This is a genomic window from Pseudomonas sp. UF-293, from assembly GCF_058245595.1.
In genome coordinates, this window is the sequence record NZ_JBSICA010000015.1 from 79,346 (window position 1) to 94,226 (window position 14,881).

Annotated in this window: 17 protein-coding genes and 1 tRNA gene; 14 read left to right on the forward strand and 4 right to left on the reverse strand. The window is 58.5% G+C overall.

Features of this window, described 5'->3' with window-relative positions; genetic code table 11:
• Nucleotides 1–62: 62 nt before the first annotated feature.
• The 14 genes from ruvC (at nt 63) to nadA (ending at nt 10,878) form a co-directional block, all read left to right on the forward strand.
• Nucleotides 63–590: a crossover junction endodeoxyribonuclease RuvC gene (gene ruvC, locus AC4IHP_RS17040; protein ID WP_016773501.1), complete on the forward strand. Its 528-nt coding sequence runs from the start codon at nt 63–65 to the stop codon at nt 588–590.
• A gap of 114 nt (nt 591–704) precedes the next feature.
• Complete coding sequence (ruvA, locus tag AC4IHP_RS17045) at nt 705–1,313, forward strand: Holliday junction branch migration protein RuvA (RefSeq protein WP_460121001.1); 609 nt, start codon at nt 705–707, stop codon at nt 1,311–1,313.
• Nucleotides 1,314–2,375: a Holliday junction branch migration DNA helicase RuvB gene (gene ruvB, locus AC4IHP_RS17050; protein ID WP_024014087.1), complete on the forward strand. Its 1,062-nt coding sequence runs from the start codon at nt 1,314–1,316 to the stop codon at nt 2,373–2,375. It abuts the gene before it with no gap.
• A 127-nt stretch (nt 2,376–2,502) separates the two neighbouring features.
• Nucleotides 2,503–2,970 carry a tol-pal system-associated acyl-CoA thioesterase gene (gene ybgC, locus AC4IHP_RS17055; RefSeq protein ID WP_186530005.1) on the forward strand — a complete coding sequence of 156 codons (468 nt, stop codon included), beginning with the start codon at nt 2,503–2,505 and terminating at the stop codon, nt 2,968–2,970.
• Nucleotides 2,960–3,655, forward strand: a complete 696-nt coding sequence (tolQ, locus tag AC4IHP_RS17060) for a protein TolQ (RefSeq protein WP_008080223.1) — start codon at nt 2,960–2,962, stop codon at nt 3,653–3,655. Before ybgC ends, tolQ begins: the two co-directional genes overlap by 11 nt.
• A gap of 23 nt (nt 3,656–3,678) precedes the next feature.
• Complete coding sequence (gene tolR / locus AC4IHP_RS17065) at nt 3,679–4,131, forward strand: protein TolR (RefSeq protein WP_163012734.1); 453 nt, start codon at nt 3,679–3,681, stop codon at nt 4,129–4,131.
• Nucleotides 4,131–5,207, forward strand: coding sequence for a cell envelope integrity protein TolA (tolA, locus tag AC4IHP_RS17070; RefSeq protein WP_460120999.1), 1,077 nt, complete (start codon nt 4,131–4,133; stop codon nt 5,205–5,207). The genes tolR and tolA overlap by 1 nt, the downstream gene beginning before the upstream one ends.
• 17 nt (nt 5,208–5,224) lie before the next feature.
• On the forward strand, nt 5,225–6,505 hold the full coding sequence (gene tolB, locus AC4IHP_RS17075) for a Tol-Pal system beta propeller repeat protein TolB (protein ID WP_082367955.1): 1,281 nt from the start codon (nt 5,225–5,227) through the stop codon (nt 6,503–6,505).
• 52 nt (nt 6,506–6,557) lie between these two features.
• Nucleotides 6,558–7,055 (forward strand): peptidoglycan-associated lipoprotein Pal, encoded by a 498-nt coding sequence (gene pal, locus AC4IHP_RS17080; protein WP_003178634.1) that lies wholly within the window; start codon nt 6,558–6,560, stop codon nt 7,053–7,055.
• Nucleotides 7,056–7,061: 6 nt separating this feature from the next.
• Entirely contained in the window at nt 7,062–7,898 is an 837-nt protein-coding gene (gene ybgF / locus AC4IHP_RS17085) for a tol-pal system protein YbgF (RefSeq protein WP_460120997.1), read from the forward strand.
• A 167-nt stretch (nt 7,899–8,065) separates the two neighbouring features.
• Nucleotides 8,066–8,713 (forward strand): 7-carboxy-7-deazaguanine synthase QueE, encoded by a 648-nt coding sequence (queE, locus tag AC4IHP_RS17090; RefSeq protein WP_460120995.1) that lies wholly within the window; start codon nt 8,066–8,068, stop codon nt 8,711–8,713.
• A 1-nt stretch (nt 8,714) separates the two neighbouring features.
• Nucleotides 8,715–9,407, forward strand: coding sequence for a 7-cyano-7-deazaguanine synthase QueC (gene queC, locus AC4IHP_RS17095; protein ID WP_041479788.1), 693 nt, complete (start codon nt 8,715–8,717; stop codon nt 9,405–9,407).
• A gap of 63 nt (nt 9,408–9,470) precedes the next feature.
• A tRNA-Lys gene (locus AC4IHP_RS17100) sits at nt 9,471–9,546 on the forward strand.
• Between the two features lie 273 nt (nt 9,547–9,819).
• Nucleotides 9,820–10,878, forward strand: coding sequence for a quinolinate synthase NadA (gene nadA, locus AC4IHP_RS17105; RefSeq protein WP_093098981.1), 1,059 nt, complete (start codon nt 9,820–9,822; stop codon nt 10,876–10,878).
• Between the two features lie 133 nt (nt 10,879–11,011).
• Here the strand turns inward: nadA and AC4IHP_RS17110 are convergent, their stop codons facing one another.
• The 4 genes from AC4IHP_RS17110 to AC4IHP_RS17125 form a co-directional block, all read right to left on the reverse strand.
• Nucleotides 11,012–11,500: an RDD family protein gene (locus tag AC4IHP_RS17110; protein WP_460120991.1), complete on the reverse strand. Its 489-nt coding sequence runs from the start codon at nt 11,498–11,500 to the stop codon at nt 11,012–11,014.
• Nucleotides 11,501–11,597: 97 nt separating this feature from the next.
• Entirely contained in the window at nt 11,598–11,810 is a 213-nt protein-coding gene (locus tag AC4IHP_RS17115) for a cold-shock protein (RefSeq protein WP_003227496.1), read from the reverse strand.
• Between the two features lie 403 nt (nt 11,811–12,213).
• The gene (gene gcvT, locus AC4IHP_RS17120; protein WP_490832259.1) at nt 12,214–13,338 is read right to left on the reverse strand and encodes a glycine cleavage system aminomethyltransferase GcvT; all 1,125 of its coding nucleotides are present in this window, start codon (nt 13,336–13,338) and stop codon (nt 12,214–12,216) included.
• A gap of 51 nt (nt 13,339–13,389) precedes the next feature.
• A complete protein-coding gene (locus AC4IHP_RS17125) occupies nt 13,390–14,766 on the reverse strand; it encodes an L-serine ammonia-lyase (protein WP_490832260.1) in 1,377 nt (458 codons plus the stop codon).
• Nucleotides 14,767–14,881: the final 115 nt, after the last annotated feature.

A 14,881-nucleotide genomic window follows, 5' to 3' on the forward strand; every position in this document is an offset into this window, starting at 1 on the left:
AGGCTCGCTCCCACATTTGCTATTGGCTGTCAGGTAAATCGTTTTATGAATCTGCAGGCGTTATGACTCTAATTCTTGGTATCGACCCCGGTTCGCGCATCACCGGTTACGGGATCGTTCGCGATACCGGGCGCGGCGGCTGCATTTACGTGGCTTCGGGCTGCATTCGCACCGGGTCCGGCGAGCTGCATGAGCGTCTGCAAATCGTCTATCGCGGTGTGCGCGAGATCATCAAGACCTACGGCCCGGTGACCATGGGCATCGAAAAGGTGTTCATGGCGAAAAACGCCGACTCGGCGCTCAAACTCGGTCAGGCGCGCGGCGCGGCCATCGTCGCGGGCGCCGAAGAGTGCCTGGAAATCGCCGAATACACCGCCACGCAAGTCAAACAGGCCGTGGTCGGCACCGGTGCGGCCAATAAAGAGCAGGTGCAGATGATGGTCATGCACATGCTCAAACTGACCAGCAAGCCGCAAATCGACGCCTCCGACGCCCTCGCTATCGCCATTTGCCATGCGCATACACGCTCAAGCCTGCTACCGCACGGTCTGGGAACCGCACGCAGTCGTGGCGGGCGCCTGCGTCTCTGATAGCATCAGCATCAATTTTCCTGAAAGTGGCGTTGCGGTGCCTGTGTTGTCGGCGTGCAAGCCACCTTCAATCGTCGCCAGCCCACGGCTGGCCAGCGCTCAAGGATTCAAAACGTGATTGGACGCTTGCGCGGCACCCTGGCTGAGAAACAGCCGCCGCACCTGATTCTCGATGTGAATGGCCTCGGCTATGAGGTGGAAGTGCCGATGACCACTCTTTATCGGCTGCCGTCGGTCGGTGAACCGCTGACCCTGCACACCCATTTGGTCGTACGCGAAGATGCGCAATTGCTCTATGGCTTTGCCGGCAAGCGTGAGCGAGACTTTTTCCGCGAACTGATTCGTCTCAACGGCGTAGGGCCGAAACTGGCACTGGCATTGATGTCGAGTCTGGAAGTCGATGAACTGGTACGTTGCGTACAGTCCCAGGATACCTCGGCGCTGACCAAGGTGCCGGGGGTTGGCAAGAAGACCGCCGAACGCCTGCTGGTCGAATTGAAAGACCGCTTCAAGGCTTGGGAAACCACGCCGGCGATGTTCGCGCTGGTGCCGAATCAGCCGGATGGGCCGGCGCCGGTCAACAGCGCCGAGACTGATGCGGTCAGTGCGTTGATCTCGTTGGGCTACAAGCCGCAGGAAGCGAGTAAGGCGATTTCCGCGATCAAAGACAAGAACCTGAGCAGCGAAGACCTGATCCGCCGCGCTCTGAAGGGAATGATTTAAGTGATTGAAGCTGATCGTCTGATCGCCGCCGCGCACAGCCCGCGCGAGCGCGAAGAAGTCCAGGACCGGGCCATTCGCCCGGTCAGCCTGGCCGATTACATTGGCCAGCCGACCGTGCGCGAGCAGATGGAACTGTTTATCCAGGCCGCCCGTGGCCGGAGCGAATCTCTCGATCACACCTTGATCTTCGGCCCACCGGGGCTGGGCAAGACCACGCTGGCGAACATCATTGCCCAGGAAATGGGCGTGTCGATCAAGAGCACCTCCGGGCCAGTGCTGGAACGCCCGGGTGATCTGGCCGCGCTGCTGACCAATCTTGAGCCGCACGACGTGCTGTTCATCGACGAAATTCATCGTCTGTCGCCAATCGTTGAAGAAGTGCTGTACCCGGCGATGGAAGATTTCCAGCTCGACATCATGATTGGCGAAGGGCCGGCGGCGCGCTCGATCAAGCTCGATCTGCCGCCGTTCACTCTGGTTGGCGCAACCACCCGCGCGGGCATGCTGACCAATCCATTGCGTGATCGCTTCGGTATCGTCCAGCGTCTGGAGTTCTATAGCACAGCGGATCTGGCGACGATTGTCAGTCGTTCGGCGGCCATTCTCGGTCTGCCGCTGGATCCGGAAGGTTCGTTCGAGATCGCCCGTCGCGCCCGTGGCACCCCGCGAATTGCCAACCGTCTGCTGCGACGGGTGCGCGATTTTGCTGAAGTGCGCGCCAAGGGCCACATCACCAAAGCGGTGGCGGATCTGGCGCTGAACCTGCTGGACGTCGACGAACACGGTTTCGATCACCAGGACCGGCGCCTGCTGTTGACCATGATCGAGAAGTTTGACGGCGGCCCGGTCGGCATCGACAGTCTGGCGGCGGCGATCAGTGAAGAACGCCACACCATTGAAGACGTGCTCGAGCCGTATCTGATCCAGCAGGGCTACATCATGCGCACGCCACGGGGCAGGGTGGTGACCCGGCATGCCTATCTGCATTTCGGTTTGAATGTTCCGTCGCGCATGGGCGAGATGCCCGTGGCAGACGAGTTTCTCGACGCCGTCGACGATTGATACACATTTGTTGGTGATTTATTCAGGGTTTGTACTGTCAGACGACGGTACTTTTGCGTTAAAGCTTTGAAACCACGAAAAACAGTTGTCTGGCCGGATTGGCAACCTGAGGAGTAAGCACTAGAGTATGCGCGCGCAAAACGGGCTTGAGCCGTTCGCACATCGTTGTCGCGTTTATTACGAGGACACCGACGCGGGCGGCATCGTGTATTACGTTAATTACCTCAAGTTTATGGAACGGGCTCGAACCGAGCGGCTACGGGAACTGGGTTTTGCCCAATCTGCGCTCGCCGGAGAGGACCTGTTGTTCGTCGTGCATTCCAGCGAAGCGCGCTACCACGCGCCGGCGCGACTGGACGACGAACTGCTGGTAAGCGCTGATGTAATCGAATTGAACCGTGCCAGCCTGCGCTTCAAACAGCAGGTCAGGCGGGCCACGGATAATGTGCTGCTCTGCGAAGGGCAGTTTTTGGTGGCCTGCGTGCGCACCGACAGTTTGAAACCCCGGGCCCTTCCCGAAGACCTGCGTGCGGCCTTCGCCGACGCGGTCGGCCCGGGTACACACTCAAAGCAGGAGATAAAGCGTGGAAGCTAACGTCGTCGACCATTCCTCCATGTGGAGCCTGGTCAGCAATGCCAGCATCGTGGTGCAGTTGGTAATGTTGACCCTGGTGGCCGCATCGGTGACCTCATGGATCATGATCTTTCAGCGCAGCAATTTGCTGCGTGCCGGTCGACGCGCCCTGGAGAGCTTCGAAGAGCGCTTCTGGTCGGGTATCGACCTGTCCAAACTGTACCGTCAGGCCGGCAGCAACCCTGATCCGGATTCGGGCGTGGAGCAGATCTTCCGTGCCGGTTTCAAGGAATTCTCCCGTCTGCGTCAGCAGCCAGGCGTCGATCCTGAAGCCGTGATGGAAGGCGTCGCCCGTGCCATGCGCGTGGCCATCTCGCGTGAAGAAGAGAAACTCGAGCAGAGCCTGCCGTTCCTCGCCACCGTTGGGTCGGTCAGCCCGTACATCGGTCTGTTCGGTACCGTGTGGGGGATCATGAACTCCTTCCGCGGTCTGGCCAGTGCTCAGCAAGCGACCCTCGCCACTGTTGCCCCGGGTATCGCCGAAGCCCTGATCGCCACGGCGATCGGCCTGTTCGCTGCGATCCCGGCGGTCATCGCTTACAACCGTTTTGCTGCCCGCAGCGAAACCTTGCTGGGCCGCTACTACACCTTCGCCGATGAATTCCAGGCGATCCTGCACCGCAAAGTGCACACCAGCGAAGAATAAGCAGGTATTTCCCGATGGCTTTAATCGCTCGAGCTCGCAAAAAGCGCAAGCCGGTCGCCGAGATGAACGTGGTGCCCTACATCGACGTGATGTTGGTGCTGCTGGTCATCTTCATGGTGACCGCGCCAATGCTCAATCAGGGCGTGAAAGTTGATCTGCCCAAGGTTTCCAGCGAAGCCTTGCCGCAGGACAACAACACCCAGGTCCTGACCATTTCGATCAAGGCTGACAAGACCTACTACTGGAACCTTGGCAGCGAAGTCGACACCGAGAAGCAACAGGACAGGGCCATGACCCTGCCGCAAATGACCGACGCGGTGACCAAGATCATTCGCACTGGCACTGAAAACGGCAAACGCACCCAGGTGTTCATTCGTGGCGACAAGACTGTCGACTACGGCGCCGTCATGGGTGCAATGGGCGGGTTGCAGAAAGCCGGGGTCGGTAACGTTGGTCTGATTACCGAGGCCCCCTGATGCAGCAACAGCGAGAGCCGTCCGCCTCGGAAAGCTACTTCTGGCCTAGTGTTCTGGCAATTGTCCTGCACGTGCTGGTGTTCGGCATGCTGTTCGTCAGTTTTGCCTTCACGCCCGAACTGCCGCCGGCCAAGCCGATCGTCCAGGCGACTCTGTACCAGCTGAAATCGAAAAGTCCGGCGACCACCCAGACCAATCAGAAGATTGCGGGTGAGGCGAAGAAAACTGCCGCGCGCCAGACTGAAGTCGAACAGCTCGAACAGAAGAAGATCGAGCAGGAAGCGGTGAAGGCGGCGGAACAAAAGAAAGAGGAAGCGGCTCAAAAGGCCGAGGAAGCCAAGAAGGCCGACGAGGCGAAAAAAGCGGACGAGGCGAAAAAGGCTGATGAAGCCAAGAAAGCCGACGACGCGAAGAAAGCCGAAGCGAAAAAGGCCGAAGAGAAACAATTGGCTGATATAGCCAAGAAGAAGGCTGAAGACGAAGCGAAAAAGGCTGCTGAAGAAGAGGCGAAGAAAGCCGCTGCTGAAGAAGCCAAGAAGAAGATCGTCGAAGACGCGAAGAAGAAAGCCGCCGAAGACGCCAAGAAGAAAGCTGAAGCTGAAGAGGCGAAGAAGAAAGTCGCCGAAGATGCGAAGAAAAAGGCTGCGGCCGACGCTGCCAAGAAAAAGGCCCAGGACGCAGCTCGTAAATCGGCTGAGGATAAAAAGGCCCAGGCATTGGCTGAGTTGCTTTCGGACAAGACGGATCGGGCAGCGACCAAGGCCGATGAACTTGGCGACAGCGTCGCGGGCGATTTCGATGATCTGATCAGGCTGCGTGTTTCGGAAGGCTGGAATCTTCCACCTTCGGCACGTAAAGGCATGAAGGTAGAGCTTCGAATCAGTATGTTGCCGGACGGTACCGTAACGGGCGCCACGGTCACGAAGTCCAGCGGCGATGCTTCGTTTGACGCTTCGGCGGTAGCTGCAGTCAAGAACATCGGGCGGTTGACGGAAATGCAGGGCTTGAGCCCTAGTGATTTTGCTCCGTATCGTTCATTCAAGATGACATTCAATCCTGAGGATTTAGGCTTGTGAGAAATATTCTTCGATCAATGCTGGTCGTTATCTGCTGTCTTGCAGGGATAGCGGTAGCAGACGAAAAGAACATCCTGATCAGCAGTGGCACTGACCGGGCAACTCCGATCGCCGTCGTACCGTTCGGCATGCAGGGCGGTGCCGTGCTACCGGATGACATGGCCGAAATCATCGGTAACGATTTGCGCAACTCGGGCTACTACGCGCCAATCCCCAAGCAAAACATGATCAGCCAGCCAAGCCAGCCGAGCGAAATCATCTTCCGTGACTGGAAGGCACTGGGCGCTCAATACGTAATGGTCGGCAGCATCGCTCCAGCCGGTGGTCGCTTGCAGGTGCAGTGGGCACTGTTCAACGTAGCCACCGAGCAGAAAGTGGCGGACGGCAGTGTTTCCGGCACGACCGACCAGATCCGTGACATGGCGCACTTCATCTCTGATCAGTCTTTCCAGAAGCTGACCGGTATTGACGGTGCCTTCTCGACACGTTTGCTGTACGTAACGGCCGAGCGTTTCTCCGAGAAGAACACGCGCTACACCCTGCAGCGCTCCGACTATGACGGCGCCCGCGCAGTGACTCTGCTGCAATCGCGCGAGCCGATTCTGTCGCCGCGTTTTGCACCGGATGGCAAGCGTATCGCCTACGTGTCGTTCGAGCAGAAGCGTCCGCGTATCTTCATGCAGAACATCGACACCGGTCGCCGTGAGCAGATCACCAACTTCGAAGGCCTCAACGGTGCGCCAGCCTGGTCGCCGGATGGCAATCGCCTGGCGTTCGTGCTGTCGAAAGACGGTAACCCGGATATCTACGTGATGAACCTCGGTTCGCGTCAGATCAGCCGCGTAACCAACGGTCAGGGCATCAATACCGAACCGTTCTGGGGCAAGGATGGCTCGACCATCTACTTCACCTCGGACCGTGGCGGCAAGCCGCAAATCTATAAAACCAGCGTCGGTGGCGGTGGTGCCGAGCGTGTGACGTTCGTGGGTAACTACAACGCCAACCCGAAACTGTCGGCTGATGAAAAGACTTTGGTGATGATCCATCGTCAGGATGGCTTCACCAATTTCAAGGTGGCAGCTCAGGATCTGCAGAGAGGTAGTGTAAAGATCCTCACTGATAGCACTCTGGACGAGTCACCTACTGTTGCGCCCAACGGCACCATGGTAATCTACGCCACCCGCCAACAGGGCCGGGGAGTCTTGATGCTCGTGTCCATTAATGGACGCGTGAGGCTCCCGCTTCCTACCGCTCAAGGCGAAGTCAGAGAACCGTCCTGGTCCCCTTACCTGAAGTGAGCGGGCGCTACACGTTTTACTTAACACACTGGGGTTCATTAGGAGTTTCACGATGGAAATGCTGAAGTTTGGTAAATTTGCTGCGCTGGCTCTGGCCATGGCTGTAGCTGTAGGTTGCTCGTCCAAAGGCGGCGACAACGCCGGTGAAGGCGCTGTTGATCCAAACGCTGGTTACGGCGCAAACACTGGTGCCGTTGACGGCTCCCTGAGCGAAGAAGCTGCTCTGCGCGCAATCACCACCTTCTACTTCGAATACGACAGCTCGGACCTGAAGCCAGAAGCCATGCGCGCTCTGGACGTTCACGCCAAAGACCTGAAAGCAAACGGCGCTCGCGTTGTTCTGGAAGGCAACACCGACGAACGTGGTACTCGTGAGTACAACATGGCACTGGGCGAGCGTCGTGCGAAAGCCGTTCAGCGCTACCTGGTACTGCAAGGTGTTTCCCCAGCTCAGCTGGAACTGGTTTCCTACGGCGAAGAGCGTCCAGTTGCTACCGGCAACGACGAGCAGTCCTGGGCCCAGAACCGTCGCGTCGAACTGCGTAAGTAATTCGATATGCGAACGTGCCGTCGTGCTGTAACTGTTCTGGCTCTCAGCCTCGCGCCGCTTGCGGCGTGGGCTGCGGTTCCTGTGGTCGATGACAACTCCGGTTATAACAATAGCGGGAGCAGTTATCCGCCTGCGGGTTACGGTACGAACGGCGCCTATGCCGGGGGAGCGGCTTCGGCCCCTGCCTCGGCACAAGGCATGCTGTTCAACCAATTGCAACAGATGCAGGATCAGATCTCGCGCCAACAGGGCGTGATCGAAGAACTGCAGAATCAGGTTGCGCGCATGAAGCAGGAATCCCTGGAGCGATACCAGGATCTTGATCGGCGCATAGGATCCGGCGTTGCACCAGCCGCGAGTCCCGAGAATTCTTCTGCCGGTGGCGATGCAAGTGCTGCCGGTGCTGCCGCAGGGGCGGGTGCTGCTGCGGCCGCCCAAGCCCCTGCTGCGGGTAGCGAACCGGCTGATCCGGCCAAGGAAAAGCTGTATTACGATGCCGCTTTCGACCTGATCAAAGCCAAGGATTTCGACAAGGCCAGTCAGGCCTTCGCCGCTTTCCTGCGCAAATACCCCAATAGCCAGTACGCGGGCAACGCCCAGTACTGGTTGGGCGAAGTGAACCTGGCCAAGGGTGATCTGCAAGGTGCAGGTCAGGCCTTTGCCAAGGTTTCGCAGCTGTATCCCAAGCACAACAAAGTGCCGGACTCGCTGTACAAGCTCGCTGACGTAGAGCGCCGCCTCGGTCACACCGACAAGGTCAAAGGCATTCTGCAGCAGGTGGTGTCCCAATATCCGGGCACTTCCGCCGCGCAGCTGGCCCAGCGTGATTTGCAGCGCATGTAAGCCGGTTCATCCGTGTTTTGAAGAAACCCGCGCTTGTCGCGGGTTTTTTCGTTAGAATTCACGCCCTTTTTCTGAAACACGCTTCTTGCGGTCTACGCGTTGGCGGGATTGCCTGAAGTGCCTGACGGAGGCGGACAGCCTGTTTAGCTGTTACGCCCGTGGCGACTATGCAAGACACATTGAGAATCACCGAAGTTTTCTACTCGTTGCAGGGGGAAACTCGGACTGCCGGGCTGCCTACGGTTTTCGTACGCCTGACCGGTTGCCCGTTGCGTTGCCAATATTGCGACAGCGCTTATGCATTCAGCGGCGGCACTGTCCGCACCCTCGACGACATCCTTGAGCAAGTGGCCGGATATCGTCCGCGCTACGTTTGTGTCACCGGCGGTGAGCCGTTGGCTCAGCCGAACGCCATTGCTTTGCTTGAACGGTTGTGTGATGCCGGTTACGAGGTTTCGCTGGAAACCAGCGGCGCCCTCGACGTGTCCGCCGTCGATCCGCGTGTCAGTCGCGTCGTCGATCTGAAAACGCCGGGCTCGAAAGAAGCCCACCGCAACCGTTACGAGAACATCGAACTGCTGACCCGCAACGATCAGGTGAAGTTTGTCATCTGCTCGCGGGAAGACTATGACTGGGCGGTATCGAAGCTGATCCAGTACGGGCTTGATCGACGTGCGGGCGAAGTGCTTTTCTCCCCAAGTCATCATGACCTCAATGCCAGGGATCTGGCGGATTGGGTGGTGGCAGACAACCTGCCAGTGCGGCTGCAACTGCAGTTGCATAAATATCTATGGAATGATGAGCCGGGGCGCTGAGATGATTGAACAACTGAATACTACCGAAAAACGTGCCGTTATCCTGCTTTCGGGCGGCCTCGACTCGGCCACCGTCGTGGCGATGGCACGCGCCGAAGGCTACGCCTGCTACACCATGAGCTTCGATTACGGCCAGCGGTCCCATGCCGAATTGCATGCCGCCGCCCGCGTCGCTCGCGATCTGGGTGTGGTCGAGCACAAGGTTATCGGGCTGAACCTCAATGGCATGGGCGGCTCGGCGCTGACTGACACCAGCATCGATATCCCGGAAGAATTGGGCGAAGGCATTCCGGTGACTTACGTACCGGCGCGCAACACCGTGTTCCTGTCGCTGGCATTGGGTTGGGCCGAAGTGCTCGGCGCCCGCGATATCTTCATCGGCGTCAACGCGGTGGATTATTCCGGCTATCCCGATTGCCGCCCTGAATTCATCGAGTCGTTCGAGCGCATGGCCAATCTGGCAACCAAGGCCGGCGTGGAAGGCAACGGCTTCCGCATCCAGGCACCACTGCAGAACCTGAGCAAGGCGCAGATCGTCCAGGCTGGGGTGAAGCTCGGCGTGGATTATGGCCTCACGGTTTCCTGCTATCAGGCCGATGATGACGGCCGCGCCTGCGGCAAATGCGACAGCTGCCGCCTGCGTGCAGAAGGCTTCGCGGCGGCGGGTGTGAGCGATCCAACTCCTTATTTTTAATCTTTTTCAAAAAAGGTGTTGAATAGTCCTTAAAAATCAGTATTATACGCGCCACCACACAGCGGGTCGTTAGCTCAGTTGGTAGAGCAGTTGGCTTTTAACCAATTGGTCGTAGGTTCGAATCCCACACGACCCACCATATTTGGCGGTTTAGAAAATCCGGAAGGCCCACGAAAGTGAGGATTTCCGGGTTTTTTTTTTGCCTGCAATTCGGGCGTTCGATGTTTCAGTGCGGCCCTGCCTGACACAGGTCAGAATCATCTTTTGTATCAACGGGATATTCTGTAGCCTTGCGCAGCTTCAACGCTGTCCCGTGCCTGATGATACTCACTCTCCCGGCGGTACCCTCTAGCGGTCCGGAGCCGGGTGTATACTCGACTTTCGCGCGAATGCGCCTGCAGGTCTTGCGAACATGACGCAGATTTCCGAACGCCTTCTGGTTCAAGCTCACCTCGATGCCAAACAGCCCAAACCGCTGACGGCAGAGGAGGAGGCCTACTACCGTTCCGCCATCGCCGCCGAGCTCAAGGCTCAGGACGCGGTGCTCGTGGCTCACTTCTATTGCGATCCGGTGATTCAGGCTCTGGCCGAAGAAACCGGCGGCTGTGTTTCCGACTCCCTGGAAATGGCCCGCTTCGGTAATGCCCATCCGGCCAGGACCGTGGTGGTCGCCGGCGTGAAATTCATGGGCGAGACGGCAAAAATTCTCAACCCGGAAAAGCGCGTGCTGATGCCAACCCTGGAGGCGACCTGCTCGCTGGACCTGGGCTGCCCGGTCGACGAGTTCTCGGCATTCTGCGATCAGCATCCAGAGCGTACCGTAGTGGTTTACGCCAACACCTCGGCCGCAGTGAAAGCGCGGGCTGACTGGGTGGTGACTTCGAGCTGCGCACTGGAGATCGTCGAAAGCCTGATGGATAACGGCGAGACGATCATCTGGGGCCCGGACAAGCACCTGGGCACTTACATCCAGCGCAAGACCGGTGCAGACATGCTGCTTTGGGACGGCGCCTGTATCGTTCACGAAGAGTTCAAGTCCAAGCAGCTCGAGGACATGAAAGCGTTGTACCCGGATGCGGCGATTCTGGTCCATCCCGAGTCGCCGACTTCGGTGATCGAGCTGGCCGACGCCGTAGGTTCAACCAGTCAGTTGATCGCCGCCGCGCAAAGCTTGCCGAACAAGACGCTGATCGTCGCCACCGACCGGGGCATCTTCTACAAGATGCAGCAGCTGTGCCCGGACAAGGTCTTCATCGAAGCGCCAACGGCCGGTAATGGCGCGGCGTGCCGCAGTTGCGCGCACTGCCCATGGATGGCGATGAACACCCTTGAGCGCACGCTCAAGAGCTTGAAGGAAGGCACCAACGAGATCTTTGTCGATCCGGCGCTGATTCCCCAGGCGATCCGCCCGTTGAAGCGCATGCTGGACTTCACCCAGGCGGCACGGATGAAGCTGGCGGGTAACGCCTGATTTTCAGGCAACGCAAATCAAATGTGGGAGCGGGCTTGCTCGCGAAAGCGGTGTATCAGTCACCATTGAAATTGACTGATACGACGCCTTCGCGAGCAAGCCCGCTCCCACATTGGTATTCGGTGTCGGGAAATTATTTGCTCTTCTTCGGGATCCGCACCACGCGTGTATCCGAATAGATGTCATGCCAGGTGCGCTTCTGCTTGTCGAGCAATGACCATAAGAAACCCAGCCCGATACACAGCCATGACGCGATCGACACCATAAAGCGCAACAGCGCCTGCCACAGGCTGATGGCCGTGCCGTCGGTGTTCTGCACGCGAATGCCCCACACCTGCATGCCGAGTGTCTGCCCGCCATGGGTCCAGAACTTGGCGAAAAAGCCGAACAACACTAACAGCAGCACCGTGGAATAGAGTGGATCGCCATCGAGCTGGCCGGCATCGGTCATTGCCCGCAGACGTTCTTCGCCGACAATGGCGGCCTGGATCAGCTTGTAGATGAATCCGGTGACGATCAGCAGGGCGGTGCACAGCAGGAAGTCGTAGAACATTGCCGCCAGACGACGACCGAGAGCAACGGGAGGAAAGTCCCCTTGCGGCGTGAGCAGGTGTTTCGACATGGCAGCCTCGGGACGCGAATGGAAGCGCCATTTTACGGATTGGCGCGCACAAAAAAGCCCCTGATATCAATATCAGGGGCTTTTTCGTATCAGAAGATCAGGCTTCTGCTTGTACTTCGTCAGCCTGCATGCCTTTCTGGCCTTGCACAGCAACGAAAGTCACTTTCTGGCCTTCTTTCAGGCTTTTGAAGCCGTTGCCCTGAATGGCGCGGAAATGTACGAACAGATCCGGACCGCTTTCTGGAGTGATAAAACCAAAACCTTTCTCGTCGTTAAACCACTTGACGGTACCGCTCTGACGTGTGGACATTTCTTATTTCCTTTGACGCATAAATTGATGACAGCCCCTTTCACATGAAAGAGTACTGGAGCTGGTTGCAAGGAGTAAGAAGACGTCGAGCGGGATGTAGCTAACTTGTAGGCTACTGCCCAGGTCACGATTCCAAGCTGACCCATGCAAACACAGTGGACAAACTCTACGCCAACTACGGGAGAAAAAACAAGCCCCGCGAAGGCCCCGGTTTTACTGCCCTTCATGGCAGTTCGTCAGTTAACTAGTTGAGTCTTAGACGATTGCCTGGTTGTATTTTCAGCAAACGTTATAAGCAACGTTCATATCCGAAAAAGATGTTAAAAAACGCACTGTTTTATGGCGATTGCGTTACACATTAGTGCACGCATAACGCAATCGCGTTACTTATAGAAACAGTCGATCAACCACGATAGTAGCGTTGTGGAACAAATGGCATTTTGCTTACAAGCATTTGCACCTTTTTCCCACGGACGATGGCCCACACGGGCGTGTCTAGAGCAACGTAGGCGCTGTCGAGGTAACCCATTGCCAATGGCCCGCCCAAAGTCGGACCGAAGCCACCGCTGCAGACGCTACCGATGATCTCGCCGGCCTCGTTGACGATCTCTGCGCCTTCACGCACCGGGGTGCGTTCCTGGGGCAGCAGGCCAACGCGTTTGCGTGCGACACCGTTTTGTTGTTGCGCGAAGATTTGCTCTGCCCCCGGGAAACCGCCGGCCCGTGCGCCGTCGGCGCGGCGTGGCTTGGACATCGCCCAGAGCAGGCTGGCTTCAATGGGTGTGGTCTCGGTGTTCATGTCGTGGCCGTACAGGCACAGGCCGGCTTCCAGACGCAGCGAATCACGGGCGCCGAGGCCAATGGCCTGGACCTCTGGTTCGGCGAGCAGGGCGCGGGCGAGTTTTTCCGCTTCAGCGGCCGGTACCGAAATTTCGAAACCGTCTTCACCGGTGTAGCCCGAACGGCTGACAAAGCAGTCCACGCCCAGCAACGATACGCGGTTGAATTGCATGAAAGTCATCTTCGCCACATCCGGAGCAAGACGCGCCAGCACCGTGACGGCTGCCGGACCTTGCAGGGCGAGCAGGGCGCGCTCTTCGAACAGCGCCGTAATGGTGCACTGATCGCCGATGTGTTTTTGCAGGTGCGCGAGATCCTGATCCTTGCAAGCGGCGTTGACCACCAGGAACAGCTCGTCGTTGCCAAGGTTGGCAACCATCAGGTCATCGAGGATGCCGCCGCTTTCGTTGGTGAACATCGCATAACGCTGCATGCCCACCGGCAGGTCGATGATGTCCACCGGCACCAGGGTTTCCAGGGCTTTGGCAGCATTGGCGCCGGTCAGGCGAATCTGGCCCATGTGCGAGACGTCGAACAACCCGGCTTGCTCACGGGTGTGCTGGTGTTCTTTCATCACGCCCAGCGGGTATTGCACGGGCATGTCGTAGCCGGCGAACGGCACCATGCGCGCGCCAAGTTCGAGGTGCAGCGCGTGCAGCGGGGTTTTCGACAGTTGTTCTGTGGACATGCGGAACTCCTTGATTCAAACCAACCCTCTCCCGCAGGAAGAGGGGGCTAATTAGCATTCGATAATGTTGACTGCCAAACCGCCGCGGGCGGTTTCCTTGTATTTGCTTTTCATGTCGGCGCCGGTCTGGCGCATGGTGCGGATGACTTTGTCGAGGGAGACGAAATGCTGACCGTCGCCACGCATGGCCATGCGCACCGCGTTGATGGCTTTCACCGAACCCATCGCATTGCGCTCGATGCACGGCACCTGCACCAGGCCCCCAATCGGATCGCAGGTCAGGCCGAGGTTGTGTTCCATGCCGATTTCCGCAGCGTTCTCGACTTGCTGCACGCTGCCGCCGAGCACTTCGCACAGAGCGCCGGCGGCCATCGAACAGGCCACGCCGACTTCACCCTGACAACCGACTTCGGCGCCGGAGATCGAAGCGTTTTCCTTGTAAAGAATGCCGATGGCCGCAGCGGTCAGCAGAAAACGCACGACGCCGTCGTCATTCGCCCCGGGGATAAAGCGCATGTAGTAATGCAGCACCGCCGGAATGATCCCCGCCGCGCCATTGGTGGGCGCAGTGACCACGCGTCCGCCGTTGGCGTTTTCTTCGTTGACCGCCAGTGCATAAAGGTTGACCCAATCGAGCACCGACAGCGGATCGCGCAGGGCTGATTCGGGGTTCTTGCACAATTGCCGATGCAGCGCCGCCGCCCGGCGCTTGACCTTCAAACCGCCCGGCAAAATGCCTTCGTTACGACAGCCAGCGGCGACGCAGTCCTGCATCACTTGCCAGATCTTCAGCAGGCCGGCACGGGTCTCGGCTTCCGGACGCCAGGCGCTTTCGTTGGTCAGCATCACTTGGCTGATCGACAGCCCATAGGTGGCGCAATGACCGAGCAAATCCTTGGCACTTTTGAACGGGAAGGTCAGTGGCGTGGCGTCTTCGACGATGCGATCGGCACCGGCGGCATCTTCATCGACAACGAAACCACCGCCGACCGAATAGTACTCGCGACTGCGGATCTGAATCCCCGCCGCATCGAAGGCGCGAAAGATCATGCCGTTGGGGTGGTAGGCCAACGGTTTGCGGATCATCGCCAGGTGTTCTTTCTCGTTGAACGCAATGCTGTGTTCACCGAGCAGGTTCAGTCGTCCGTTGTCGCGAATTTCCTGCAGGCGGGCGGCGACGGTTTCGGTGTCGACGGTATCTGGATGTTCACCTTCGAGGCCGAGCAGCACGGCTTTGTCGCTGCCGTGGCCTTTGCCCGTCGCGCCGAGCGAACCGTACAGCTCGACCCGCACGCTGGCGGTGCTGGTCAACAGGTTTTCACGGCGCAAACCTTCGGCGAAACGCGCAGCCGCGCGCATCGGGCCGACGGTGTGGGAACTGGAGGGACCGATGCCAATCTTGAACAGGTCGAACACGCTTAACGACATGAGTGGTTCTCCGGTTTCTTGTTATAGGGATTGGCGCAGTTTGAGATCGGTGCAGATCCCTTGTGGGAGCGAGCCTGCTCGCGAAAGCGTCGGATCAGCCACCATTTACGCTGGC